This is a genomic window from Phycicoccus sonneratiae (genome assembly GCF_016887965.1).
GTDB lineage: Bacteria > Actinomycetota > Actinomycetes > Actinomycetales > Dermatophilaceae > Phycicoccus > Phycicoccus sonneratiae.
Genome location: NZ_JAFDVD010000003.1, coordinates 1 through 25622, shown reverse-complemented (window position 1 = coordinate 25622; position 25622 = coordinate 1). Strand labels below are relative to the sequence as shown.

At 74.9% G+C, this 25622-nt stretch carries 21 protein-coding genes; 7 read left to right on the top strand and 14 right to left on the bottom strand.

What is annotated here, in order from left to right:
* Positions 1 to 112 precede the first annotated feature (112 nt).
* Entirely contained in the window at positions 113 to 2395 is a 2283-nt protein-coding gene (locus tag JQN70_RS00870; RefSeq protein ID WP_307835739.1) for an ATP-dependent DNA helicase, read from the top strand.
* 25 nt (positions 2396 to 2420) lie between these two features.
* On the opposite strand, the gene JQN70_RS00865 is transcribed toward JQN70_RS00870, so the two are convergent.
* A complete protein-coding gene (locus JQN70_RS00865; protein ID WP_204129430.1) occupies positions 2421 to 2984 on the bottom strand; it encodes a P-loop NTPase family protein in 564 nt (187 codons plus the stop codon).
* Positions 2985 to 3062: 78 nt separating this feature from the next.
* Here JQN70_RS00865 and holA point away from each other — a divergent pair, with 78 nt between their 5' ends.
* Together holA and rpsT are read left to right on the top strand one after the other, a co-directional pair.
* Positions 3063 to 4058, top strand: a complete 996-nt coding sequence (gene holA / locus JQN70_RS00860; RefSeq protein ID WP_204129429.1) for a DNA polymerase III subunit delta — start codon at positions 3063 to 3065, stop codon at positions 4056 to 4058.
* Between the two features lie 202 nt (positions 4059 to 4260).
* Positions 4261 to 4521 carry a 30S ribosomal protein S20 gene (gene rpsT, locus JQN70_RS00855; protein ID WP_204129428.1) on the top strand — a complete coding sequence of 87 codons (261 nt, stop codon included), beginning with the start codon at positions 4261 to 4263 and terminating at the stop codon, positions 4519 to 4521.
* Between the two features lie 77 nt (positions 4522 to 4598).
* Here rpsT and JQN70_RS00850 read toward each other — a convergent pair whose 3' ends face one another.
* Positions 4599 to 5177, bottom strand: a complete 579-nt coding sequence (locus JQN70_RS00850) for a type II toxin-antitoxin system PemK/MazF family toxin (RefSeq protein WP_204129427.1) — start codon at positions 5175 to 5177, stop codon at positions 4599 to 4601.
* A gap of 475 nt (positions 5178 to 5652) precedes the next feature.
* Here JQN70_RS00850 and lepA point away from each other — a divergent pair, with 475 nt between their 5' ends.
* Positions 5653 to 7509: a translation elongation factor 4 gene (lepA, locus tag JQN70_RS00845; RefSeq protein ID WP_307835738.1), complete on the top strand. Its 1857-nt coding sequence runs from the start codon at positions 5653 to 5655 to the stop codon at positions 7507 to 7509.
* Positions 7506 to 8708, top strand: coding sequence for an MFS transporter (locus tag JQN70_RS00840; RefSeq protein WP_204129426.1), 1203 nt, complete (start codon positions 7506 to 7508; stop codon positions 8706 to 8708). The genes lepA and JQN70_RS00840 overlap by 4 nt, the downstream gene beginning before the upstream one ends.
* Before the next feature lie 9 nt (positions 8709 to 8717).
* Here JQN70_RS00840 and JQN70_RS00835 read toward each other — a convergent pair whose 3' ends face one another.
* The 11 genes from JQN70_RS00835 to JQN70_RS00785 all read right to left on the bottom strand — a co-directional run bounded on the left by JQN70_RS00835 (position 8718) and on the right by JQN70_RS00785 (position 22933).
* Entirely contained in the window at positions 8718 to 10412 is a 1695-nt protein-coding gene (locus JQN70_RS00835; RefSeq protein WP_204129425.1) for a copper resistance D family protein, read from the bottom strand.
* Positions 10409 to 11086: a copper resistance CopC family protein gene (locus tag JQN70_RS00830; protein WP_204129424.1), complete on the bottom strand. Its 678-nt coding sequence runs from the start codon at positions 11084 to 11086 to the stop codon at positions 10409 to 10411. The genes JQN70_RS00835 and JQN70_RS00830 overlap by 4 nt, the downstream gene beginning before the upstream one ends.
* Positions 11083 to 11643, bottom strand: a complete 561-nt coding sequence (lepB, locus tag JQN70_RS00825; protein WP_204129423.1) for a signal peptidase I — start codon at positions 11641 to 11643, stop codon at positions 11083 to 11085. The genes JQN70_RS00830 and lepB overlap by 4 nt, the downstream gene beginning before the upstream one ends.
* Positions 11637 to 13343 carry a multicopper oxidase family protein gene (locus JQN70_RS00820; RefSeq protein WP_204129422.1) on the bottom strand — a complete coding sequence of 569 codons (1707 nt, stop codon included), beginning with the start codon at positions 13341 to 13343 and terminating at the stop codon, positions 11637 to 11639. The genes lepB and JQN70_RS00820 overlap by 7 nt, the downstream gene beginning before the upstream one ends.
* Positions 13344 to 13421: 78 nt before the next feature.
* Entirely contained in the window at positions 13422 to 13793 is a 372-nt protein-coding gene (locus JQN70_RS00815; protein WP_204129421.1) for a response regulator, read from the bottom strand.
* Between the two features lie 79 nt (positions 13794 to 13872).
* Positions 13873 to 15216: a sensor histidine kinase gene (locus JQN70_RS20740; RefSeq protein WP_204129420.1), complete on the bottom strand. Its 1344-nt coding sequence runs from the start codon at positions 15214 to 15216 to the stop codon at positions 13873 to 13875.
* Entirely contained in the window at positions 15203 to 15895 is a 693-nt protein-coding gene (locus JQN70_RS00805) for a response regulator transcription factor (protein ID WP_204129419.1), read from the bottom strand. Before JQN70_RS00805 ends, JQN70_RS20740 begins: the two co-directional genes overlap by 14 nt.
* Positions 15896 to 15965: 70 nt before the next feature.
* The gene (locus tag JQN70_RS00800; protein ID WP_204129418.1) at positions 15966 to 16862 is read right to left on the bottom strand and encodes an AfsR/SARP family transcriptional regulator; all 897 of its coding nucleotides are present in this window, start codon (positions 16860 to 16862) and stop codon (positions 15966 to 15968) included.
* 138 nt (positions 16863 to 17000) lie between these two features.
* A complete protein-coding gene (locus JQN70_RS00795; protein ID WP_204129417.1) occupies positions 17001 to 21572 on the bottom strand; it encodes a choice-of-anchor D domain-containing protein in 4572 nt (1523 codons plus the stop codon).
* A gap of 107 nt (positions 21573 to 21679) precedes the next feature.
* Positions 21680 to 22249, bottom strand: a complete 570-nt coding sequence (locus JQN70_RS00790) for a hypothetical protein (protein ID WP_204129416.1) — start codon at positions 22247 to 22249, stop codon at positions 21680 to 21682.
* A gap of 102 nt (positions 22250 to 22351) precedes the next feature.
* On the bottom strand, positions 22352 to 22933 hold the full coding sequence (locus tag JQN70_RS00785) for an NUDIX hydrolase (RefSeq protein WP_307835737.1): 582 nt from the start codon (positions 22931 to 22933) through the stop codon (positions 22352 to 22354).
* A 51-nt stretch (positions 22934 to 22984) separates the two neighbouring features.
* Here JQN70_RS00785 and JQN70_RS00780 point away from each other — a divergent pair, with 51 nt between their 5' ends.
* Positions 22985 to 23455, top strand: a complete 471-nt coding sequence (locus JQN70_RS00780; protein ID WP_204129415.1) for a hotdog fold domain-containing protein — start codon at positions 22985 to 22987, stop codon at positions 23453 to 23455.
* Between the two features lie 15 nt (positions 23456 to 23470).
* Here the strand turns inward: JQN70_RS00780 and JQN70_RS00775 are convergent, their stop codons facing one another.
* The gene (locus JQN70_RS00775) at positions 23471 to 24253 is read right to left on the bottom strand and encodes a tyrosine-protein phosphatase (protein ID WP_307835736.1); all 783 of its coding nucleotides are present in this window, start codon (positions 24251 to 24253) and stop codon (positions 23471 to 23473) included.
* Positions 24254 to 24301: 48 nt separating this feature from the next.
* Between JQN70_RS00775 and hemW the strand changes: the two genes are divergently transcribed.
* Positions 24302 to 25622: radical SAM family heme chaperone HemW (gene hemW / locus JQN70_RS00770; RefSeq protein WP_204129768.1), on the top strand; the 1321-nt coding region annotated here is incomplete at its 3' end.

The following is a 25622-nucleotide window of genomic DNA, read 5'->3' as shown; positions in this document are numbered from 1 at the left end:
GATCGGGTGCGTCAACCGCAACGCGGTGCGTCATGCGCAACGCCACCGTCGCCGATCGGGTGCCTGGGGACGGCCTGCCGGGGGTGGGTCCGGCACAGCCTAGGCTGCACGGGTGCCCTCCCTCGACGACCTGCTCCACGCCGCGGTCACGGGTGTCGGGGGCACCGAGCGGCCGGGTCAGGTCGAGATGGCGCACGCGGTCGCCGACGCCGTCGAGTCGGGCGAGCACCTGCTCGTCCAGGCCGGGACGGGCACCGGGAAGTCGCTCGCCTACCTCGTGCCGGCGGTCCAGCACGCGATGGACACCGGCAAGACGGCGATCGTCGCCACGGCCACCCTCGCGCTCCAGGCGCAGATCGTCGACCGCGACATGCCGCGCCTCGCCGAGGCCCTCGAGCCCGTCGTCGGCCGGCGCCCCACGTACGCGCTCGTCAAGGGCCGGCGCAACTACGTGTGCCTCCACAAGCTCGAGGGCGGCTTCCCCGACGACGACGCCGACAGCCTGCTCTCGGTCGGCGACGTCGACCGCGCGGCCTCGCGCCTCGGCGCCGAGGTCGTCCGGCTGCGCGAGTGGGCCGGCGAGACCGAGTCCGGCGACCGCGACGAGCTCGTGCCCGGCGTCTCCGAGCGGGCCTGGCGCCAGGTGTCGGTCAGTGCCGAGGAGTGCCTGGGGTCGCGATGCCCGATGGTCGCCGAGTGCTTCGTCGAGCGCTCCCGCGAGGCCGCCAAGGACGTCGACGTCGTCGTCACGAACCACTCGTTCATGGCCATCGACGCCTTCGAGGGCCGCCAGATGCTCCCCGAGCACGACGTCCTCGTCGTCGACGAGGGCCACGAGCTCGTCGACCGGGTCACCTCGACCATCACCGACGAGCTGACGCCGGGCACGGTGCGGGCGGCCTCGAAGCGCGCCGGGCGGCAGGCCGACGCCGCCGAGGCGCTCGACGACGCCGCGACCCTCCTCGAGTCGGTCCTCGAGCCGATGCCCGAGGGGCGGCTCACGGCCGTCCCCGACGCGCTGGCGCTGGCCCTCGGCCGCATCCGGGACGTCGCGCGCGCCGCGCAGACCGAGCTCAAGCCGCAGCAGGGCGAGGAGCCGGACGGCGCCAAGCAGGTCGCCCGGGCGGCGGTCGAGGACCTCTTCGACGTCTCGGCCCGGATGCTCGAGGAGCGCGAGCTCGACGTCGTGTGGCTCTCCAAGGACCCCCGACGCGGGCCGGTGCTGCGGGTCGCGCCGATGAGCGTCGCGATGCTGGTGCGCGACAAGGTGTTCGACGAGCGCACGGTGGTCATCACGTCGGCGACACTCGAGCTGGGTGGCTCGTTCGACGCCGTCGCGGGCACCATCGGCCTGCGCGGCGAGGGGTCGCCGGCGTGGCGCGGCCTCGACGTCGGCAGCCCGTTCGAGTACCCGAAGCAGGGCATCGCCTACGTCGCCAAGCACCTGCCGCCGCCGGGGCGCGACGGCACGGCGCCCGAGACCCTCGACGAGATCGAGGCGCTGGTGCGGGCCGCGGGTGGGCGCACGCTCGGGCTGTTCTCGTCGATGCGGGCGGCCAAGGAGGCCACCGAGGTGATGCGGGAACGGTTGGACGACACCGACATCGTCGTCCTGTGCCAGGGCGAGGACCAGATCTCGACGCTGGTGCGCGAGTTCGCCAAGGACCCCCGCACCTGCCTCTTCGGCACCCTCTCGCTGTGGCAGGGCGTCGACGTGCCGGGGTCGTCGTGCCAGCTCGTCATCGTCGACCGCATCCCGTTCCCGCGCCCGGACGACCCCCTGGCGTCCGCGCGCTCGCAGGCCATCGCCCGGATGGGCGGCAACGGCTTCATGGCCGTCTCCGCCACGCACGCGGCGCTGCGGCTCGCGCAGGGGGCGGGCCGGCTCATCCGGCGCGGCGACGACCGTGGCGTCGTGGCGTTCCTCGACTCCCGGATGATGACCGCGCGCTACGCCGGCTTCCTCCAGCGCTCGCTGCCGCCGTTCTGGCCGACGGCCGACCGCGCGATGGTCCTCTCGGCGCTGGCCCGGCTCGACGAGACCGCTCCACCGCCGCTGCCCGTCGCCGAGCCGGCCCGGCGCGGGCTCACCGGAGCACTCGCCGGGACGTCGATGGGCTCGGGCTCGGCGGCGCCGGTGGCCGCCGAGCGTCCGGTGGCCGCCGAGCGTCCGGTGGCCGCCGACCCGCCGCCGCCGGCGTCCCCACGCACCGCCGTCACCCACGGCCACGCGTGGACCGCCGAGCTCGACGAGGAGCTGCGCGACGGGGTGTCGCTCGGGCTCTCCCTCGACGAGCTCGCCGAGTCGATGGAGGTGCCCAGCGAGGCCGTGGCGGCCCGGCTGGCCGGGCTCGGGCTCGAGGCCGGTCGCGGCCCGACCCTCACCTTCGACTGACGGCTCCCGCCGGGGCCGAGGCCGTTCAGGCGGCCGCGGCGTGCTCGAGCGAGCGCAGCCACGACTCCGTGCGCCGCGGGTCGGTGAGGCGCAGCACCGGCGGACCGTCCGGCGACGCGACCATCGACTCGATCTGGGCGTGCTTGCGGTCGAAGGACCGGAAGTGCCAGGCCACGATCGAGTCGCGCGAGAGGGCCTTGCCCCACGTGTCGGTGTTGCCGCCGCAGACCTCCTCGTGGGTGCGGATGCGGTGCACCGTGCGGTTGAGCAGTCGGCCGAGGCTGACCCGGCGCGGGTAGTCGAGCGCGATGACGAGGTCGGTGCGGGGGAGGACGACCTCGCGGGTGGCGGTCCACAGGCCGTCGAGGACCCACGCGTCGGCGCCGACGTGCGGCGCCACGGCGTCGGCCTGGGCGGCGGCGTCGAGCTGCACCCAGCCCGGGCGCCACATGAGGTCGTCGATGCGGACGTGCGGCATCCCGCCGATCGCCGCGAGGCGGACCGCCAGCGAGGACTTGCCCGACCCGGTGACCCCGACGATGACGACCCGCCGGTGGCGGGCGAGGTCGAAGGGGCCGTCGAGGAGCACCGGACGAGCGTAGGTCCTGCGCGCGCCGCCCCGGACATCCGGTCCGGGGCCGTCGGCGACGGGTGGCAGAGTGGCGCCATGACCGAGGACGTCGTCGCCGTCGCGCACCGCGTGCCCCCGTACGTCCTCGTGTCGGGTCCCGAGGGGATCCTCGCCGAGCGGGCGCTCGCCGCGACGCTCGACGACCTGCGGGTCGCCAGCCCCGACCTCGAGGTCATCCGCGTCCACGCCGGCGCCTACGAGCCCGGCGAGCTCGTCCTGCACACGAGCCCCTCGCTCTTCGGCGGCGCGAAGTGCATCGTCGTCCACGACCTCGACGAGGCCGGGGAGGACCTCCAGGGCGACCTGCTCTCCGTCGTCACCGACCACCCCGAGCCCGACCTCACCCTCGTCGTGCTCCACAAGAGCGGACAGCGCGGCAAGAAGGTCCTCGACGCCCTGCGCGGCGCCGGCGCGCGGGTGCTCGACGCCCCCGCCGTCAAGACCGACCGCGACAAGACCGACTTCGCCGCCCACGAGTTCCGCCGCGCCCGCCGCAAGGCCACGGCCGAGGCGGTGCACGCACTCGTCGAGGCGGTCGGCAAGGACGTCCGCGAGCTCGCGGCGGCCTGCCAGCAGCTCGTCGACGACACCACCGGCGTCATCGACGAGCAGGTCGTCCTCACCTACCACGGCGGCAAGGTCGAGGCGACGGGCTTCCGGGTCGCCGACGCCGCCCTCGCCGGGGACGCGGGGGAGGCACTGCGCCTGTTGCGGCACGCCATCGCGGTCGGGGTCGACCCCGTGCCGATCGTCGCCGTGCTCGCCCAGCAGGTGCGCCAGCTCGTCAAGGTCGGTTCGGCCGGGCGCGGGCGCTCCGGCGACATCGCCCGCGACGTCGGGATGGCTCCGTGGCAGGTCGACCGGGCCCGGCGCACCCTCTCCGGGTGGACCGCCGAGGGGCTGGCCACCTGCCTCCAGGCGCTCGCCGCCGCCGACGCCGAGGTCAAGGGCGGGGGGCGAGACCCCGTGTACGCCGTCGAGCGGGTCGTCCTCGCGATCACGCGGCAGCACGAGCGCCACCGCGACGGCTGACCGGCGGGCGTCGGCTCGGCGGTCGGCCGTTTTGGCAGGCCGGGACCGCCGCTGGTACCTTTGTCGACTGCGTGCGCGTGTGGTCGCGCGCGCACGAGCACCACCCAGCGCGAGTCAACCACGGGTGCCCCACGCCCGGTCCCGACGAGCGTCTGCCGCCCTCTACACGGCAACCCGATCCCGACCGAAGGCAGTACATCCAGTGGCGAACATCAAGTCCCAGCTCAAGCGCATCAAGACCAACCGCCGCGCCACCGAGCGCAACAAGGCGGTCAAGTCCGAGTTCAAGACGGCGATCCGCCGGTTCCGCGAGGCCGCGGCCACCGGGAACGCCGACGAGGCGAACAAGGCCCTCAAGGCCGCGTCCACCAAGCTCGACAAGGCCGTGAGCAAGGGCGTCATCCACAAGAACCAGGCCGCGAACAAGAAGTCCGCGATGGCCAAGAAGGCCGCCTCGCTCTGAGCCAGGCGCCTCGCACCGAGGGCCCGTCACCCACTGGGTGACGGGCCCTCGTGCGTCGCGGCGAGGAGCCGGCGCGGTCAGCGGGCGGCGCGGACGGCGGCCGCGACGGCGTCGAACCGGTCCCTCGGGAGGACGGCTCCCTCGCGGCGCACGTGGGCGGGGTCGACGCGGACGACCCGGTTGACGCGCACCTCGCTGGGCCGGCCCCTCGCGTCCCAGGGGCCGGAGCCGATGTCGACCCAGAGCCGACCCGCCGCGCGCTCCTGGCCGGCGTCGCGGTCGTGGTCCTTGCTCGTCAGCTGGAGGGCCAGCAGCCACGGGCCGTCGCGGCCGACGAGCAGCACCGGGCGGTCCTTGCCCTGGGTGTGGTCCTCCTCGTAGGGCACCCAGGTCCAGACGATCTCGCCCGGGTCGGGGCGGCCGTCCGGGTGCGGGTCGTACTCGGGCTCGAGCGAGCCGGTGTGGTCGCCCGGGTAGCCGGACGGCGTGTGCGGGCGGCGTGGGGTGGATGGCGGTGCCGGAGGAGCCGGGGGTGACGGGGCGGGGGATGGCGCGTCGGCCGGCCCGGGGGCGGCCGGGCGCGACCGTCGGGTCGCGCGGGCGAGCTCTCGGCGCGCGGTGTCGAGGACCGGCCGGAGGACGCGCTGCCACTGCATGCGGCCGACCTTAGCCAGCGCGGGCCACCCGTCGATCCCTCCAGCCGGGGAAACCGGGGTGATGGTCCCGGTTTCCCCGGATGCTGTCCGCAGGCCGCCGGCGGGTGCCTGCGCCGACGACCGCGCCCGGCGGTGGGCGAGGGGTGTGGTGCAGTGACTGTCGGTCGAGTCGGTATCGGGAGCAACCGAGAGTGTCGGCGGGGCACGTGGTGCGAGTGCTCTCGGTTGAGTCGGTATCGCGAGCAACCGAGAGTGTCGGCGGGGCACGTGGTCGGAGTGCTCTCGGTTGCTTCGGGATGTGGTGCAACCGAGAGCACGCGACACACACACCACCCCGCCCCTCGGCCGCAAGTGCACCCCGACCGTCCGCATCCCGTTCGGACCCACCGCCGCGACGTGGGAGACTGGGACGCAGTGCCCCGACCGCCGTCCGCCGGCGGGCCCACCGTCCACCACAGCAAGGAACCGCCCACCCGTGTCCCCCCGCGCCAAGACCGTGCTGCAGCCGCACGCGACGCCGCCGGAGGCGATCCGCAACTTCTGCATCATCGCCCACATCGACCACGGCAAGTCGACCCTCGCCGACCGGATGCTCCAGATCACCGGGGTCGTCGACGAGCGGGCGATGCGCGCGCAGTACCTCGACCGGATGGACATCGAGCGCGAGCGCGGCATCACCATCAAGAGCCAGGCCGTCCGGATGCCCTGGGAGGTCGACGGCGGCAGCCACGTCCTCAACATGATCGACACCCCGGGCCACGTCGACTTCACCTACGAGGTCTCGCGCAGCCTCGCCGCGTGCGAGGGCGCCGTGCTCCTCGTCGACGCGGCGCAGGGCATCGAGGCCCAGACCCTCGCGAACCTCTACCTCGCGATGGAGAACGACCTGACGATCATCCCGGTCCTCAACAAGATCGACCTGCCGGCCGCGCAGCCGGAGAAGTACGCCGAGGAGCTCGCCGGCCTCATCGGCTGCGAGCCCGAGGACTGCTTCCAGGTGTCGGGCAAGACCGGGGTCGGCGTCGAGCCGCTCCTCGACGCCATCGTCGCCCAGATCCCGTCGCCCACCGGCAACGCCGACGGCCCCGCCCGCGCGATGATCTTCGACTCGGTCTACGACACCTACCGCGGCGTCGTCACCTACGTCCGCGTCGTCGACGGCAACCTCAACCCGCGCGAGCGCATCGCGATGATGTCGACCAAGGCGACCCACGAGCTCCTCGAGATCGGCGTCATCAGCCCGGAACCGCTGCCCGGCAGGGGACTCGGCGTCGGCGAGGTCGGCTACCTCATCACCGGCGTCAAGGACGTCCGCCAGTCCAAGGTCGGCGACACCGTGACGAACGCGGCCAAGCCGGCCGCCGACGCGCTCGGCGGCTACCGCGACCCCAAGCCGATGGTCTTCTCCGGCCTCTTCCCGCTCGACGGCTCCGACTACCCGGACCTGCGCGACGCGCTCGACAAGCTCAAGCTCAACGACGCCGCGCTCGTCTACGAGCCCGAGACCTCGGTCGCCCTGGGCTTCGGCTTCCGCTGCGGCTTCCTCGGCCTGTTGCACCTCGAGATCGTCCGCGAGCGGCTCGAGCGCGAGTTCGACCTCGAGCTGATCTCCACCCAGCCCAACGTCGTCTACGACGTGACGATGGACGACGGCACCCAGGTCACCGTCACCAACCCGAGCGAGTTCCCCGGTGGCAAGATCGCCGAGGTCCGCGAGCCGAAGGTGCGCACGACGATCCTCGCGCCGAGCGAGTTCATCGGCGCGATCATGGAGCTCTGCCAGGGCAAGCGCGGCACCCTCCTCGGGATGGACTACCTCTCCGAGGACCGCGTCGAGATGCGGTACACGCTGCCGCTCGCCGAGGTCGTCTTCGACTTCTTCGACCAGCTGAAGTCGCGCACCCGCGGCTACGCGAGCCTCGACTACGAGCCCGACGGTGACCAGGCCGCCGACCTCGTCAAGGTCGACATCCTGCTCCAGGGCGAGACGGTCGACGCCTTCTCGGCGATCGTCCACAAGGACAAGGCCTACGGCTACGGCCTGATGATGGCCGGCAAGCTCAAGGAGCTCATCCCGCGCCAGCAGTTCGAGGTGCCGATCCAGGCCGCCGTGGGCGCCCGGGTCATCGCCCGCGAGAACATCCGCGCCATCCGCAAGGACGTGCTCGCCAAGTGCTACGGCGGTGACATCAGCCGCAAGCGCAAGCTGCTCGAGAAGCAGAAGGCCGGCAAGAAGCGGATGAAGAACATCGGCTCGGTCGAGGTGCCGCCCGAGGCCTTCATCGCCGCGCTGACCTCCGACGGAGCGGGCGCGCAGGCCACGAAGAAGTGACCGCGGCCGCCGGCTCCGGGTTCCTCGCGGGCCACCGCCGCGCGCTGCTCGTCCCCTCGGCCGCCCTGCTGTGGGGGACGCAGTTCGCCTTTCTCAACCCGGCGGTCGGCATCATCCTCGTCTCGCTCTACGGGGCGTCGGCGGCCGAGGTGGGGTTCGCGCTCGCCGCCTACAACGTCAGCGGGTTCGTCTCGACGCTCGTCGTGCCCACCCGGGCCGACCGCCGCGGCGACTACCTCAGGCCGCTGCTGTGGTGCGGCGGGTTCACGATCGCCCTCACCACGGCGCTGGCCCTCGCGACGACGCTGCCGCTCGCCGTCCTCGCCCTCGTCGCGCTCGGCGGTCCGGCGGGCATCGCCATCGGGTTGATCTTCGCCTACCAGCGGCACACCGGCGCGAGCGTGCAGCAGATCATGCGCACCCGGGCGGTGTTCTCCTTCGCGTGGGTCGGCGGACCGCCGTTCGCCGCGTTCCTCATGGGCGTGCTCGGCCAGCGCTCGGTGCTCTGGGTCGTCGCGGCACTGGGCGTCCTCGGGCTCGCCCTCACCCGCGTGATGATGCACGCGCACGCCACCTCCCCGCACGCCCGTCGCCCACCGCCGACCGGCGACCGGATGGGGGTGGCCCTGCGCCGGCCCGAGGTGCTGGTGCTGCTCGGCACGTTCGTCGCCCTCGGTGCGGCCCTCAACGCCGCTGTGTCGTCCCTGCCGCTGCTCGTCACCGACGAGCTGGGCCTCGACGTCGAGTGGAGCGGTATCGCGCTCGGCACCTGCGCCGCCCTCGAGATCCCGATCCTCGTCGTGCTCGGCCGGGTCACCGCCCGGTTCGGGCCGCGCCGCGTCGTCGCGGTCGGGTGCGTCGCCGGGCTGGCGTACTACGCGGCGATGGCCCTGGCGCCCTCGACGCCGGTCCTCCTCGCCGGCCAGCTGCCCAACGCGGTGTTCATCGCCACGATGTCCGGGGTCGGGCTGACCCTCTTCCAGGACGTGCTCGGCCGGCCCGGGCTGGCGTCCAGCCTCTTCATGAACACCACGCGCGTCGGCGCCATCGTCGCCGGCCCGGTCATCGCGCTCGGGGGCACGAGCGCCCTGGGGTACCCGGGGGTCTTCGTCGGCTGCGGGGTCCTCGTGCTCCTGGGCCTGCTCGTCCTCGTCACGGCGCGGCTGACGCGGTCGGCGGCCGCGCGGCGCGAGGACTGAGCAGGCGCCTCACTCTCCGCGCTCGCCGATCCCGGTGCCGCGCAGCGGGTCCGCCCAGTCGAGGGGGAGGTCGGCGAACCACTGGGCCGCGAAGGCGTCCGGTCGGGCCGTCAGGGCGAGCAGGACGAGCAGCCCCACCCCGACGAGCACCAGCGCGGCCTGGCGCCGGTCGGTCCGGGTCGCCAGGAGCGCCGCCGGGAGGCCGGCGAGCACCGCACCCGCGACGAGGGCCGTGCCGACCGACTCGCGCGCGAGCGACACCCCGAGCAGCGGGCTGCCGAGCACGACCCCGACGAGCACGACGACCGGGAGGGCGGCGTCGACCGGGCTCGCCCGGCGGTCCACGGGGACCGCCGGGAGCAGGTGCTGGGCCGCGAGGACGAGCAGCGGCGGGACGAGGAGCGCCGCCGCGACGAGCCGCAGGCCGTGCACGACGAGGAGCGCGCTCGCGTAGGCGCCCGGACCGCCGAGGAGGAGCCAGCCGAGGACGGCCGCGGCACCGAGACCGTACGCGAGCCCCCGCCACACGGCGCGTGGCGCCAGACCGGGGCGGCTCGCGGCGAGGCCGACGAGTAGGACGAGGAGCGCGACCGCCACCACCCCGGTCGCCGACCCGCGCGGCTCGACGACGAGGCGCCAGGCGGTCGGTTCCGGCAGGGCGCGGTCGACGGTGGTGACCCCACCGTGCGGGAGCGCGACGACGTCGGGACGGGTGGGGGTCGGCGCCCGGCCGAGGGCCACGGCCGCCCCGAGCGCGAGGCCCATGACGGCGGTCTCCGCCGCCGCGAGCCGCCACCACACCCGCGTCGAGCCGCGACGCAGCGCGGGCAGGCTCCATCGCCGGTGGGCCGCCCCGAGCGCCAGGAGGACCGCGAGGAGCGCGACCTTCGTGAGGACGAGGACGCCGTAGGAGGTCCGCCAGGCGTCACCGACCGGGCCGAGCCGCCACCACGCCGAGAGCAGCCCGCTCACCGTGACGAGCGAGACGGCGACGAGTGCGAGCCCGGAGAACCGGCCGACGGCGTCGGCGAGCGACGGGCCACGCCCCAGGAGGCCGAGCCCGACGAGCCCGCCGACCCACAGGAGCGCCCCGACGACGTGGACCGCCGTGCCGACGGTGACCGGGACGTGCAGCTCCGAGGTCGCGACGTGGCCCGTCAACGAGGTGGGCAGCACCGCGAGCAGGGCGAGGGCGAGCAGGGCGAGGGCCTCGCCGGAGGTGCGGACGAGGAGGGTGCCGCCACCGACGAAGGCCGCGAGCACGGCGGTGACCATGAGCGCCCGGCCGGTCTCGAGGGTGGGGACGAAGGCCCACACCCGCGCCGACGCGAGGGCGCCCGGCAGCGGGACGGCCAGGGCCTCGGCCGCCGTCGCGACCATCCCGACCGCCGAGGCGACCACCCACGCCCACGCCGCGACCCGCACCGTGCGGAGCACCCGGGCCGGTGCCCGGACCTCTCCCAGCAGCCAGGCCGGCAGGAGCAGACCCCCGACGGCGACGACCGCGCAGACGCGTCCCGCGAGCCGCGCTCCGCTCGAGAGGAGGGCCACGGCGGGTCCGGCGTCGGGGAGGGCGGTCGCCGGACCGGCCGCCGGCGCCGTGACGGTGAGGACGACGAGGGCGACGGCGGCACCGAGGGCGGCGGCCGCGACGACGACGCGGCCCGGCGCCACGGTCGACAGCGGCAGGCCCGGGACGCTCACGACGGCTCCACCGGTGCGGCCCGTCGGCGTCGGCGCACGAGCACGGCCGGCCCGCCGGCCCCGAGGAGGAGCAGGCCGGTGACGAGGCTCCACGCGAGCACCGGCCCTCCCGTCGTCGGTGCCGAGCCTCCGGCGGCGCTGCGGGAGGCGTCCGCGGCCTCGACGACCGCCAGGGCGTCCTCGCCCGGGGGCGACGACGGGCCGACGGCCACCGCGGGGCTGTGGGTCGGCGACAGCGACGGCGAGGGCGACGCGGCGGACGGCTTCGCGGAGCTCACGGGCGCGGTGACGGGCGTGACGCGGAAGGACAGCGTGCCGGACACGGGGTGCCCGTCCTCGGCGACCACCCGCCAGGTGAGCGTGTAGCGACCGGCGGGGGCCTGAGCGGCGAGACGCATCCGCACCGTGGCCCCCCGGACCGTGGGCTCCCGCAGGGGGATGGGGCCCTCGGGGCCGGTGAGGGAGCCCACGGCCGTCCCGGGGACCACGGGGTCGGCGAACCGGAGGACGAGGGACGTGGGAGCCCGGCGGACCGTGCTGCCGTCGCCTGGTGTGCTGCCGAGGAGCCCGGTGTGGGCGTCGGCCGGGGCCGCGGCGAGCCCGCCGAGGGCGACGAGCAGCGCGAGGAGGGCCGCGACGCGCAGCAGCCACACCGGCCGGTGCGCGGCGCTCACGGGAGGCCCCCGACGGCACCGAGCGGCCACACGGTCGCGACGACGCGCCCGTGGAGGGCGTCGACGGCGACCGGTCCGAAGGAGCGCGAGTCACGCGCGTCGGGTCGGTGGTCCGCGAGGACGACGACGTGGCCGGAGGGCACGCGCCCCAGCTCGGCGTAGACCGAGTCGACGTCACCGGGGTCCACCCACGGCTCGTCGACCGGCACGCCGTCGACGGTGAGGACACCGTCGAGCACCGCGACCTCCTCGCCGGCGAGCGCGGCGACCCGCTTGACGAGCAGGCCGCTGCCGTCGGGTGCCTCCAGCAGGACGACGTCGCCGCGGTGGTAGCCGCGCACGAGGGGCCCGACGTGGTCGACGAGGACGTGCGAGCCGGCGTGCAGGGTCGGCTCCATGCTCGCGGTCGGGACGCGCACCGGCTCGAGGGCCAGCCGGCCCGCGAGGATGACGAGCAGCGCGACCAGGGCGAGGTCGACGGCACGCAGCCGGCGCCGGGCCGGCGAGCCGGCCGCCGAGGGCCGGGTGGCCGGAGCGGCGACCACCGTCGTCACCACGCCGGGTCGCCGGTGATCGGGTCGCACTCGGGGTCGTGGTCCGGGTCGCCGACGCTGAACTGCATCATCATGTCGTGGTCCTCGTGGACCAGGTTGTGGCAGTGCATCATGTAGCGACCCTTGGGCACCTGCCATCCCTCGCCGGCGGAGGGGCCGGAGAAGCGCATGGCCACCTTCACCGTCTCGTTCTCCCCGACGTACACGACGTCCTTGCCGCCCTTCTCGTGCGGGCGCACGAGGCTCGCCTTGCCGTTGCGCGAGAGCACCTGGAAGTCGACGAGGTGGATGTGCACCGGGTGGAACCACCCGCCGGAGGTGTTCGCGAGCTCCCAGATCTCGACCGCACCCTGGTCCGGCTCGGCCATGCAGTGCGTGTAGTCGCTGTCGACGACGTCCTGCCACGTCTCGCCGTTGATCGTCCAGTGACCGTTGGTCCGGACGAAGGCGAACCGGCGCTGCGTCACACCCTGCGCGAGCAGCCCGGCCTCGGTCCAGGTCATGCACTCCTGCGGCGCGACCGCCGAGTTCCACAGGGTGGGGATCGAGTTGTTCTCGGTGCTCTGTACCGAGGACTCCGGGCCGACGACGAACTGCATCGCGTAGAGCGCCGTGGCCTCGGCGACGTTGTTCTTCGGGCCGAGGTTCTTCAGCGTCAGCTTCGCCGCGGCCTTCCCGGGCTTCTGGGCGTAGGGCGCGAAGTCGATGACGACCTCGTAGCGCTCGGCCATGCCGTGCCGCAGCGAGGAGACGACCTGGGGCTGGGGCACCAGCCCGGCGTCGGTGCCGATGACCGTCATCGGCACGGCGCTCTTGCCGTCGTGCAGCTGCCACTCGTAGGAGCGGGACACGGAGGCGTTGAGGATGCGGAAGCGGTACTTGCGCGGCTCGACCGGCATCGCCGGCCAGGGCACGCCGTTGACGAGGACGATGTCGCCGAACGCCCCCGACTCGCTGTTGTCCTCGTAGATCAGCCCGCCCTTGGTGTCGAGCATGACGTCCTTGACGACCATCGGGACGTCGTAGGGCCCCTGCGGGATGCCGAGCGACAGCTCGACGTCGTCGTGGAGGACGTACATCCCGGCGAGGCCGTTGTACGCGTTCTGCGAGGTGTGGTGCACGCCGTGGTCGTGGTACCAGAGCGTGCGGGCCTCCTGGCAGTTCGGGTAGACGTACCGCTTCGTCCGACCCGGCAGCGTCACGTCGGACGCGTAGCCGTCGTACTGCGGGAGCGAGGCCGACCCGTGGAGGTGCGTCGAGGTCCAGCGGTCGAGCGGGTCGCTGGAGTACTTCGACGGCACCGCCGCGTTCGGGGCGCTCGCCGGTGGCCGGTGGAGCAGGTTGGTCTGGTGCACGACGACGGGGCGCCCCCGGCGGTTGACGATCGTCGGGCCGGGTGTGACGCCGTTGTAGCCGAAGAACGGGGTCTTGTACCCCGGCATGATCGTCGCCACCGAGAAGGTCTGGCTGACGTCGTACCGGTCGTACTCGCGCATCTGCCCGTCCGAGCACGCGACCGCCTGCGTCCCGGACGGGCTGAGCACCGGCGGCACGACGAACGGGAGCGTGAACGGCTTGACCATCTTGCTCGCGGCCATCCGGTTGACGACGGTGCCGGCGAAGGCCGTCCGTTCGAGCGGGAGGGCGGCGAACGCCCCGCCCACGACGCCGAGCTTCAGTGCATCACGACGAGAGATTCCCATGGATCGTCCCCTGCCTTGCCACGATTCCTGGTGGAGGCCGGCCGGCCCCACGTCGAGGATGGCCGAGGGGCCTTGGGGTCACCTTGGGGTCGGAGCTGCCCCCCGGACGGCGAGCAGCAGCTCCTCGACCTCCTCGTCCTTGCGGACGCACCGGTCGGCGCCGGCGGCGACGGCGGCGCGCAGGGTGGCGGCCCGGCCGTCGCTCGTGAGGACGACGAGACGGGTCCACGGTCGGGCCCGGCGGATCTCGGCGAGCGCCCAGAGGCCGCCACGGCCCGGCATCGAGAGGTCGATGAGGACGACGTCGGGGTCCTCGGTGCCGGCGAGCTGCACGGCGTCCTCGCCCGTCGTCGCCATGCCGACGAGCTCGAGGTCCGGCTCGGCGTCGACGAGTGCGCGGACGCCCAGCCGGATGCCCTCGTGGTCGTCGGCGAGGAGCATCCGGATCATCGGTCCTCCCGGGACAGGGGTGGGGGACGGTCTGACGGGGCCGAGCCTGCGGGACGGCGGTTGGGAAAACCCTGTGGCCTCAGGTGCCGGCCGGCAGGTCGGCGGGGACGAGGGCGGTCAGCAGCGTACCGCCGCCCGGCCGCCGAGCCACCTCCAGCGACCCCCCGAGGTCCTCGAGGTGGTCGGCGAGCAGGCGCAGCCCGACGTGGCCGTCGTCGGGGTCGCCCGGGGGCATGCCGCGCCCGTCGTCGGCGACGCTGACGCGCACCTGCCGCTCGACGCCGGCGACGTCGACCCAGGCGTTCTGGGCCTGGGCGTGGGTGGCGACGTTGCGCAGCGCCTCCTGGACGACCCGGTAGCAGACGCGCGCGACGTCGATCGACCACGCCGAGCGGTCGGGCATCGTCACGTAGACCTCGGGGCCGGCCCGCCGGGTGCGTTCGGCGAGGTCCTCCACGGCGTCGCGGAACGCGGTGCCCTCCAGCCCCGGAGGATGGATGTCGACGAGCAGCGAGCGCAGCGCCTCGACGTCGCGGCCGAGGATCTCGCGGGCCTGCTCGAGGGTGTCGCGGGCCGGCGCGGCCTCCGGGGCGTCGGACACGTGCGCCGCGACCACCGGGAGCGCGTACCGGAGGCCCGCGAGGTCCTGCACGACACCGTCGTGGAGGTCGCGGGCGATGCGGAGGCGCTCGCGGTGGGTGGTGAGGACCGTCTGGCGCAGCAGCCGGATGCGTTGCAGCTCACCGCGTTCGACGCGCCGCGCGAGCGAGATCGCGAGCGGCATGACGGCCACCTGGAACAGCAGGAGGCCGCCGAGGGCCACCGGCAGGATCGCCGTGAGGATCTCGTGCTCGCGCGCCCGCATCTCGCCGGTGGAGTAGTAGGCCTCGAAGACGAGGTCCTTGCCGTCGGCGTCCCGCGCCCCGGCGTAGACCTCGAGGAGCTCCTTCTCGCTGCGCTCCGAGGCGTTCTCGGCCTTGTCGAGCGAGGAGAGCTCGGCGACGGTGCGGGTGCTGCCGACGAGACCGTCGACGACGGGCTCGAGGTCGAAGGTGCGGCCGATGAGCTCGGTCTCGTCGGACCACAGGATGCGCCCCTCGGGCGTCCACAGCTTGACGTGGCTGATCGACCCGACCTCCATGCTCCGCAGCAGGACCGCGCCGAGGCTGGCCATCGCCTCGGGGTCCTGCTCCCTGACCCGTTCGTCGACGAGCGGCGCGGCGACGGTCCCCGCGAGGGTGGCGCCGCGCAGGCGCGCCTCCGCGAGGGCGGAGTCCTGGGCGATGCGTCGGCAGACGAGCAGGGCCCCGACGGCGAGGACGAGGAGCGTCACGACGCTCAGGACGACGAAGCGGCGGACCGCGGTGCGGACGATGACCCGGTTGGACCGGGACGCGGTGGTCCCCGGCTCAGCCGCGCTCACGGAGCAACCCCCGCCGCCGGGCGACGGCCACGGCCTCGAGCTGGGAGTGGGCGTCGAGCTTGGTCAGGAGCGCTGCGACGTAGCCGCGGGAGGTGTGCCGCGAGATCCCCAGCCGGCGGGCGATCGAGCCGGGGTCGAGGCCTTCGGCGAGCAGGTGGAGCACCTCGTCCTCGCGGGCCGTGAGGCGCACGGTCTCCTCGGGGCGCGCGGCGCCGCCCTGCAGCTCGAGGAGCCGCCGCAGGAGCGCCGGGTGGACCCGGAACCCTTCGCCCGTGGTGTCGCGCAGGGCGTCGAGCAGGTCCTCGAGGGTGCCGTCCTTGGGGAGGAGGGCGCTGGCGCCGGCGTCCATCGCGCGCTGGAGCAGCGACTGCGTGGCGAACGCGGTGAGCACGACGACCCGCAGGTCCGGGAAGAGGGCCAGCAGCGCGGTCGTGGCCTCGAGGCCGTCGCCGTCCCCGACCTGGACGTCCATGACGACCGCGTCCGGCCGCAGCGCCCGGGTGCGGGCGACCGCGTCCTCGACCGTGTGCGCGGCCCCGAGCCACTCGAGGTCGGCCTCGGCGGCGATCGCGCGTCCGAGGAGGTCGGTGAACGTGCGGTGGTCGTCGACCACGAGGACACGGCGGGTCCCCGGGGCGGCCGCCCCCGACAGCCCGTCCGTGGGCCCCCTGTCGCTCACGCGAACAGTGTGACCGCTGGCCGTCGCGCTGTCTGCAGTTTTCCGGCCGGTGCTGGCCGGACGGACGATGTCACAGGAGGGCCAGGGCATGCGAGGCGACCCGTCCGAGGGCCCGCTCGACCGGGACGGTGTCCAGGCCCGGGACCCGGCCCAGCGTGTCGCGGAGGAGCTCGAGCAGCGCGGCCAGCTCGGTGCGCGACGGCGCCTCCCACGCCTGCTCCGCGGGCCCGGTGAGCAGGCGGAGGTAGCGCGCCCGGGCCTCGGCCCCGGGCTCGACCCCGAGCTCGTCGACGAGGCGGCGCCGCAGGTCGAGGTAGCAGCGCAGGGCCTCCGCCCGGCGGCCCGCAGCCTCGAGGGCCGCGATCCGCACGGTGGCCGCGCGCTCGTCGAACGGGGCGAGCTCGACCGCCCGTCGCGAGAGCTCGACGGCGGCGTCGACGTCCTGGGCGTCGAGCGCGCGGGCGGCGACGTCGGCGCACGCCTCGGCGAGGTGCGCGCTCATCGCGTCCCGTTCCCGGTCCGCCCACGCGGCGCGGGTCTCGGACGCGAGGAGCGGTGCCTGCGCCGTCGTGAGGGCCTCCCGCACCGACCGCACGGCCTCGGCCACCGGGGCGGAGGCCGACCGGGCGAGCCGCTGGAGACACTCGGTGCGGTCGACGACGACGCGCGTGGTGTCGAGGCGGTAGCCGGCCGACGTCGTGAGGACGACCGAGTCGCGGCCGCCGGCCACGCCGCCGATGGCGCGCCGGACGACGCACACGTAGCTCTCCAGCGTGGGGACGGCCGACGCGGGCGCGCCGTCACCCCACACCATCTCGACGAGGCGGTCCTTGGTGACCGGTGCCCCGTCGGCGAGCGCGAGCAGCTCGAGCACCTGACGGGGCTTGACCCCGCCGAGGGCCGGTCCGCTGACCTCGCGACCGTCGACGGTGACGGTCGTCGTGCCGAACAACATGATCCTGTGCATGGTGGAACCCCCTGCGGCTCCGGACGCGGTCCCCTGCGACCACGTACTGCACCCAGTGTGTGCGGCGCCGGCGCGACCCGGCAGACGCAGACGACGGGGCCCGGTACCCCACGTTTGTGGGGTACCGCGCCCCGTCGGTCAGCGGACGACGGCGGTGACCGCGATGGTCGCCTGGTTCGTCGCGTCGCTCACGAAGCCGATCGCCGTCGCGTAGGTCGCGGGCACGGCCTGCGCGTTCAGCGTGATCGTCAGCGAGCAGTTCCGGCCCGCAGGCACCGCCACGGCGCACGTCCCGAGGGCCACCGTGTACGCGGCGCTCGTCGACGTGGCCCGGGTGATGTTCAGCGGGGCCGTCCCGGTGTTCGTGATCGTCTGGGTGCTCGTCGCCGCCCGTCCGACCTTGACCGTGCCGAGGGTGACCGAGGTCGACTTCGGCGTGAGGACCGAGCTGGTCCCGGTGCCGGTCAGCGCCACCGTCGGGCCGGCCCCGGGGTCGTTGCTGCGGATGGTGAGGGTCGCCGTCCGCGTACCGGCCGCGGTGGGGGAGAACCGGACCCGCACCGAGCACGAGGCCCCGGCCGCCACGTCGACGCAGTCCGCGCCGACGGTGGTCGCGTAGTCGCGCGCCGCGGTCCCGGTGAGCGCGGCCGCCGTGACGGTGAGCGGGGCGCCGCCGGTGTTCCGGACCGAGAGCACCTGGTCGGCCGAGGTGGTCGTCACCCGCTGGGCGGAGAAGGCCAGGCTCGTCGCGGAGGGGGTGGCTCGCGGCGGCGTCGGGGGAGCGATGCCGTGGCCGGTGAGCGCGGTGCTGCTGAGCACGCGCCCGTCGTCCGCGAGGACCTCGAGGGTGGCGAGGGCGTCACCGGCGACCGTCGGACGGAAGGAGACGTCCTGGGTGCAGCTGCCGTCGCCCGCGAGCGTGGTGGCCGCGCAGGTGCCGGCGCCGAGGACGTAGGCCGCGGCCTGCGGTCCGGTCACCCGGACGGTCCCGAGCGCGAGGCCGCCCGTCCCGAGGTTCTGCAGCGTCGCCGTGCGCGTCGTGCTCGTCCCGAGGTCGTGGTCGCCGAAGGCCAGCGTCGTGTCGCCCGCGAGGCCGGTGGCCAGCCGCCCCGAGACCGTGAACAGGTCCGTGCGGGCGACCTCGCCCTCGGGTCCCGTGACCGCGACGTGGTTGACCGGCACGCCGCCCTCGACGGCGGTCCCGCCGACGACCTCGTGGAGCGTCACGGCGTCGCCGAGGTGTCCGGCCGGGGCCACCCGACCCACACCCGGTGCCCAGCGCAGGAAGCTCGAGAGGATCGGGGCCGCGAGCGCCTCGGAGACGTCGCACGGAGCCGCTCCGCAGCCGATGTCGCTCGTCGCGGCGTTGCGGGCCACGGTGCCGGTGGCGCTGCTGTGCACGTCGAGCGGACCGTACGGAGTGGTCACCGTGTAGTCCGTGTCCGGGCACAGGCCCGTGGCGTTGAAGCGCACCCGCCCGAAGACGATCTGCTGGCCCGGCTCGACACCGGCTCCGGTGAACGCGGCCTCGAGGGCCACCCGCAGCGCCGCGGTGCCGGGGGCGACGCCCTCGCAGCCGGCGGTCGCCATCGGCTCGCTGTCGGCGATCGCGTAGAACAGCTCCGGCGGGTAGTTGTCCGGGAAGCTGATCGGCTGGGTCGGGTCGTAGCCGTCACCGCCGAGGACGATGCAGCCGGGGTCGGTCGGGTCGTCGCAGAGGTCGACGCGCAGGCCGTCGCCGTCCTGGTACCAGGCCGGGAAGCCGTCGGTCCGGGTCCGCGGCGAGACGGCCGGGTCGGAGGTCGAGCCGCGTCCGGAGAGCGCGACGTCGAGGCTCGCCGGGCGGGCCGCCGGGTCGGAGAGCCGCAGCGTGGTGCTGCGGGCGCCGGGCGCGGACGGGGTGAACCCGACGGTCACCGTGCAGGTCCCGTCGACGTCGACGGGGGCGTCGCAGGTCGTCCCGACGACCGAGAAGTCGCCGCCGTCGCCGCCGACGAGCGCCGGTGCCTTGAGCGCCAGCGGGGCCGAGCCGCCACGGTTGGACACGGTGACGACCTGGGTGGCCGCCGGACGGCCGACGTGGCGCTGCTCGAAGGTCACGGCACCGGAGGCGGACAGCGCCGCCTTGCCCTGGGCCGCGGAGCCCACGCCGGTGAGCGGCACGTCGAGCGGGTCGTTGAGGCCGGTGTGGCGCACCCGGAGGGCCGCCGTCCGGTCACCGACCGCGGACGGGGTGAAGGTGAGGTCGGCGTGGCACTCGGCGTTCGGCGCCAGGGTGGTGCCGGTGCAGGCGTCGGACCCGGCGTCGAGGGCGAAGTCGGCCACGTCCGCACCCCGGAGCGAGAGCCCGGTGACGGTGAGCGGCTCGAGGCCCTCGTTGCGCAGGGTCACCCGGCCCGGGCCGGAGTCGCCCTCGGCGACGCGTCCGAAGTCGGTGGTGCCGGGGTGGGCCACGAGCGGCCCGGCCAGCTTGCCCATGACGGTGAACAGGTCGGTCTGCGCGATGGTGGCACCGCCGCGCTGGAGCCTGACGTAGTTCGCCGGGGCGTTCTGGCCGGCGGGCACGTACGAGGAGCCGGTGACCTTGTGGAGCGTCGTGGCGTCACCGAGGTAGCCCGCCGGTGCGGCCGGGGCCACCGCCGGGTCCCAGCGGAGGAAGCCGCCGAGCACGGGGCTCGCGATGGCCTGCTCCCAGGCGCAGGGGGCCTCGGGCGTCGCGGCGAGGCAGCCGACGTCGCTCGTGCCCGGCGAGCGCTTGAGGCCGCCGGCGTCGTCGGCGGTGAAGGTGTACGTGCCGTACGGGTGCACGACCGTGTACTCCTGGCCGGCGCAGAGGCCGCTCGTGGCGTTGACGCGCAGGCGCCCGAAGGTCATCTGCTCACCGGCGACGGGGTCGCCGTTGACGAACGCGGCCTCGAGGGCCATCCGCACCATCATCTTGCCGGGCGGGCTGGAGCCGCAGCCGGGGGTGGTGATGATGTCGCTGTCGACGACGGTGTAGAAGTACTCGTCCGGGAAGGTGTCCGGGAAGGTCACCGGACCGGTGCCGGGGTAGTTGCCGCCGGCGAGCACGATGCAGTTCGGGTCCGCCGGGTCGATGCACTCGCCCAGGCGCACACCACGCTCGTCCTGGTACCAGACGGGGAAGCCGGTGGAGGGGTTGGTCGTCGGCGAGACGCCGGCGACGCCACCGAAGCCGGTGCCGGACAGGGCCACCTCGAGCGGGCTGCTGGGGTCGTCGGAGGGCATGAGGAGGACGGCACTGGTGTCGCCGACGGCCTGCGGGAGGAAACCGATGTCGACGCGGCACGTGGCGCCCACGGCGACGACGGCGTTCGAGCAGGTGTCGAAGCTCTTCTCGAAGTCCCGCGGCGAGGAGCCCGTGAGCGACGCCGTGCCGAGCGTCAGCGGGGCGGTACCGGTGTTGGTCACCGTGACGGTACGGGCGTCGCTCGGGACGCGCAGCCGCTCCGGCCCGAAGGCGATCGAGGTCGCGGACGCGCTCGCGCGGGGCACCTGGTGCGGCGCGGTGCCCTCGCCGTTCAGCGGCACGGACACCGGGGTGCGCAGCCCGTCGTGGGCCACCGACAAGGTGGCGCCGCGCGCACCGACCGCGGTGGGGGAGAAGCGGACCTGCACGGTGCAGGTGGCGTCGCGCGCCAACGGCACTGCGGTGCAGCCGTTCTGGGTGACGGTGAAGTCGCCGGCCGCCGGGCCGGTGACCGACACCGCTCCGGGCGTCGTCGTGCCGGTGGCGACGTTGGTGAGGACGACGTCCTTGGCGGGGGCGCTCTGGCCGACCTCGACCGCGCCGAGCGTGACGGCCGACGGGGAGGCGGTGAGCGCTCCCGCGACCTTGCCGGCCACGGTGAAGAGGGTGGTGCTCAGCGGGGTGGCCAGCTTCGGACCGGCGACCCGGAAGTAGTTGGCCGGCGTCGCCTCACCCGGCGCGGTGTACGTGGCACCGGTGATGCGGTGGGCCGTCACGGCGTCGCCGAGGTAGCCGACCGGGGCCGAGGGGGCGACCGCGGGGTCCCACCGGAGGAAGCTGCGGGCGACCGGGCTCGAGAGCGCGAGCCGCCAGTCACAGGTCGCCGGTGCGACCGGCGCGCATCCGATGTCGGTGGTGCCCTGGTTGCGGGCGAGCGCGCCGGCGGAGTCGGTCTGGAACGAGATCTGCCCGAAGGGCGTCGTGGCGGTGTACGTCGAGGAGGCACACAGGCCGCTCGTGACGGTCAGCCGGATCCGCCCGAAGACCATCTGCTGGCCCGGCACCGGGTTGCCGTTGGCGAAGGCCCCCTCCAGGGCCATCCGCACCGACGTGGTGCCGCGCTTGGTGCCCGAGCACCCGGCCGTCGGGATCTTCGTCGACTCGGCCACGAGGTAGAAGAACTCCGAGGGGAAGTTGGTCGGGAAGACCTGCGGGCGGGCCGGGTCGTAGGTCGCGTCGCCGAGCACCACGCAGTTGGCGTCCGTCGGGTCGAGGCACGGCGACAGGCGGGTGCCGCCCCCGTCCTCGAACCACAGCGGGAAGCCGTTCGCGGGGTCGACGGCCGACGAGACGGCCGGCTGGCCGCTGGCCGCCGCGGCGCCGGAGAGCGGCATCGCGACGAGGCCGAGCACCACGGCGAGGAGCGCCACGAGGGCGACGGTCACCCCCCGGTAGGACGCCGTGGACGGCCGGTCGGGGTGGAAGGTGATCGTGGTCATGGCCGTGCTCCTCGGGTCCGCGGGTCGCCATGGACACGGCCATTGACCCAGCGGGACCTTGGGGAAAGCCTGTGGCCCACGGCGGCGGGCCGGGGGCACCGGGTGCCTCAGCGGCCGGGGGACTCCACCGGCGTGGCGCCGACGACCCGGCCGAGCAGCTCGTCCGCCAGCTCGTCGTCGTGGAGGACGCGAGCGGCCGCGGCGCCCCGGACGAGGGCGTCGCGCAGCACGCGGTCGTGGCGGGCCCGGGCCTCCCGGACCCACGGCGCCGCGCCGTCCTCGGACGCGAGGAGGGTCGCGGTGCAACAGCTGCGCAGGGCCCGCAGGACGAGCGCGAGGGCGGTCGTCGGGGGAGCCGCGGCGGCCCGTGCGAAGAGGGCGTGCGCCACGTCGAGGTCGACGCGGCCCCAGCCGGGGCGCAGCAGCCAGCCGTCGGCCTGCTCGACGACGAGCCCGGGGTCGCCGAGGGCGTGGGCGAGCCGCGCGGCGTCCCGTCGCAGCTGGAGCGGGGTGCCGAGGTCACGCTCGAGCCGCTCGAGGGGGAGAGGCGCGGGCGTCGCGACGGCCAGGCGGGCGAGGAGGCGTCGGCTGCGCTCGTCGCCGAGCGCGTCGCCCGCGAGCAGCGTCGTGCCCGCCACGACGACGGTGGTCGTGCCGAACAGCCGGACCAGGCGCATCGACGGTCCTCGGGTCAGGGCGCGACCGGGTGCCGCGGGTGCGTCGAGTGTCGCGGCCGGGGAGGGGGTGGCGGGACCCGCAGGTGCAGGGTCGCCGACCCCTCAGATGAGGGGGTAGACGGCGAGGGTGGACTCCTCGACCTCACCAGCGGCGACCGGTCCGTCGCGCCACCGCGCCGGCTCGGCCACGAGGTCGGCGAGGGCGCGCAGGTCGACGGGCCAGACGAGGTCTCCGGTGGCCTCGAGCGCGTCGAGGTCCCACCACCGGATGCTCACGACGGTGAGCCGCTCCTCCTCGGTGTGCCCGGAGGTCTCGACCTCGAAGGCGGGCACACGGACCGCCCAGAACACCTCGTCCTGATCGACGACCTTGTCGCTCCAGCCGTGGACGACCCGCCGCTCGAGGAGCGGACCGACGAGGTCGGCCTCGGTGACCCGCAGGCCGGTCTCCTCCCACAGCTCGCGCACGACCGCCTCGGTGTCGCTCTCGCCCGGGTCCACCCCGCCACCCGGGGTGTTCCACCAGCGCGGCACGGGGTCGAGCCCGAGGTCGGAGTCCTCGAGGAGCAGCACCCGGTCGTCCTCGTCGAGGAGGAGCACGCGGACCGCCCGGCGCGCGAAGCGGGGCCGGTCCTCGGGGGCCGGGCGGACGAAGCCGGGCTGGCCGGGCAGGGGAGAGGTCACCGACGCCACGCTAGGCGAGGAGAGCGGTTACCGCCGGGTAACATCGCGGGCATGAGCGACACCGTGGCCCTCTACCGACGCCTCTCCGCCCGTCCCGGGGGCCGGCGCGCCTTCTCGCTGCTCTTCTCGCTCAAGGCGCCGTACTTCCGCACCGTGCGCCCGCGGGTGCGCGAGGTGCGGCCGCACCACGCCGAGCTCGTCGTCGCCAAGCGGTGGGGCGTGCAGAACCACATCGGCACCGTGCACGCCATCGCCGTGTGCAACGGGCTCGAGGCGGCGATGGGCCTGCTCGCCGAGGCCACGACGCCGGCCACGCACCGGTGGATCCCCAAGGGCATGACCGTCGCCTACCTCGCGAGGTCGACGACCGACCTGCTGTGCGTCGCCGAGACCGACCCGGCCGACTGGGAGGTCGGGGGCGCGGGGGACGTGCCGGTGCGCGTGCGGGCCGTGCGCACCGACGGCACGGTCGTCGTCGAGGGGACCATCACCATCTACGTCAGCGAACGCCCTTCCCGCTGAGCCGTCCCCGCTCGGTCAGGGGCGGGTGAGGCGGGCGCGCAGCCGCTCGACGTCCTCCTCGGCCCAACCCTGCGCCCGCAGCCAGCCCGGTGCACCGCCCCAACCGTCGGCCACGGCATCGAGGATCGCCTCCATCGTCTCGGCGCGCGGTGTCTGGTCGGCGACGGACTGGTCCCTGAGGAACGGGCCGTGGGCGTCGGAGCCGGCGACCCGCCGGATGATCGCCTCGATGCGCTCGGCGGACAGGGCGTAGTCGGCGACGATCTCCTCGCGCGGCACGCCGGCGACGTCGAGCGCCATCGCCACGACCGTGCCGGTGCGGTCCTTGCCCGCGGCGCAGTGGACGACGGCCGCACCCGCGGCGTCCGCGACGACGCGCAGGGCGGCCGCCACCGAGTCAGGGCGCTTCGCGAGGTAGCCGAGGTAGTGCTCGGACCAGAAGGCGGCGTCGCGCACCGGTCGCTCGTCCTGCGGCAGGGCCAGCGCGCGGGCGGCGATCTCGTCGGCGCTCTCGGGGGCGCGCTGCGGCAGCAGGGAGTGGTGGTGGTGCGCGAGGTCGGTGGTGCGCCGCAGCGGCCCGGGGCCGTCGAGGTGCAGCTCGGTCTCGGTGCGCAGGTCGACGACGTCGGTGACGCCGAGCTCGCGAACGAGCCGGTCGACGTCCTGCTCGCTGAGGTCCTGGAGGTTGTCCGAGCGGATCAGCCTGCGGGACACCGTGGTGCCTCCGTCGAGGGTCGGCAGTCCGCCGAGGTCGCGCATGTTGACGAGTCCGTCGAGGTCGATCCAGCGGTCCGGCACCACGCCATCCTAGGTCGGCCCGTGGAGCGACCTGCGCCGGGTGACACGATGGGCGGCGTGCCCCGACTGCCCGACGGCGAGCCCGCCCCCGTGTCCGGCGAGCTGCCCCCTGCCGCCCTCGCGCGCCTCGGCGACGGGCCGTTCGGGATCTACCTCCACGTCCCGTTCTGCTCGGTGCGCTGCGGGTACTGCGACTTCAACACGTACACCCTGACCGAGCTCGGCCCGGGCGCGTCGACGGCCGACTTCGCCGACACCGCCCTCGCCGAGCTCGACCTGGCCCGCCGGGTGCTCGGCGACGCCGCGCCCGTCGTCGACACCGTGTTCGTCGGCGGTGGGACGCCGACCCTCCTCCCGGCGGCCGACCTCGTCCGGCTGCTCGACGGCGTCCGCGAGCGGTTCGGCCTCGCCGACGACGTCGAGGTGACCACCGAGGCCAACCCCGACTCGGTGACGCCCGAGAGCCTGCGGACCCTCGCCGCCGGCGGCTTCACCCGGGTGAGCATCGGGATGCAGAGCGCGGTGCCGCACGTCCTCGCGACGCTCGACCGCACCCACGACCCGGCGCGCGTGGGCACGGCGGTGGCGGCAGCCCGGGACGCCGGGCTCGCGACCAGCCTCGACCTCATCTACGGCACGCCCGGGGAGACGCTCGACGACTGGCGCACGAGCCTCGACGCCGCGCTGGCCCTCGGGCCCGACCACGTGTCGGCCTACGCCCTCGTCGTCGAGGAGGGCACGCGGATGGCGGTGCGCGTGCGCCGCGGCGAGCTGCCCGAGCCCGAGGGCGACGACGAGGCCGACAAGTACGAGCTGGCGGACTCCCTTCTCGCGCAGGCCGGTTACGACTGGTACGAGGTGAGCAACTGGTCCCGGACGTCGGCCGGCCGGTGCCGGCACAACGAGGGCTACTGGCGCGGCGGCGCGTGGTGGGGCGTCGGGCCGGGTGCCCACGGCCACGTCGGCGGCGTGCGGTGGTGGAACGTCAAGCACCCGCGGGCGTACGCGGGTCGGCTCGCGGCGGGGGAGTCGCCGGCCGCCGGTCGCGAGGTCCTCACCGACGAGCAGCGCCACGACGAGGAGGTGCTCCTCGGGGTCCGGCTGCGCGAGGGCCTGGCCCTCGACGTGCTCGACGACCCCGGGCGCCGCGCCGTCGCCGGCCTCGTCGCCGACGGCCTGCTCGAGGGCGTGCCGGCGGTCCGCGACCGGCGCGCCGTCCTCACCCTGCGCGGGCGGCTGCTCGCCGACACGGTCGTGGGGGGGGGGGGGGGGGGGGGGGGGGGGGGGGGGGGGGGGGGGGGGGGGGGGGGGGGGGGGGGGGGGGGGGGGGGGGGGGGGGGGGGGGGGGGGGGGCCGGCGGCGGGCGGGG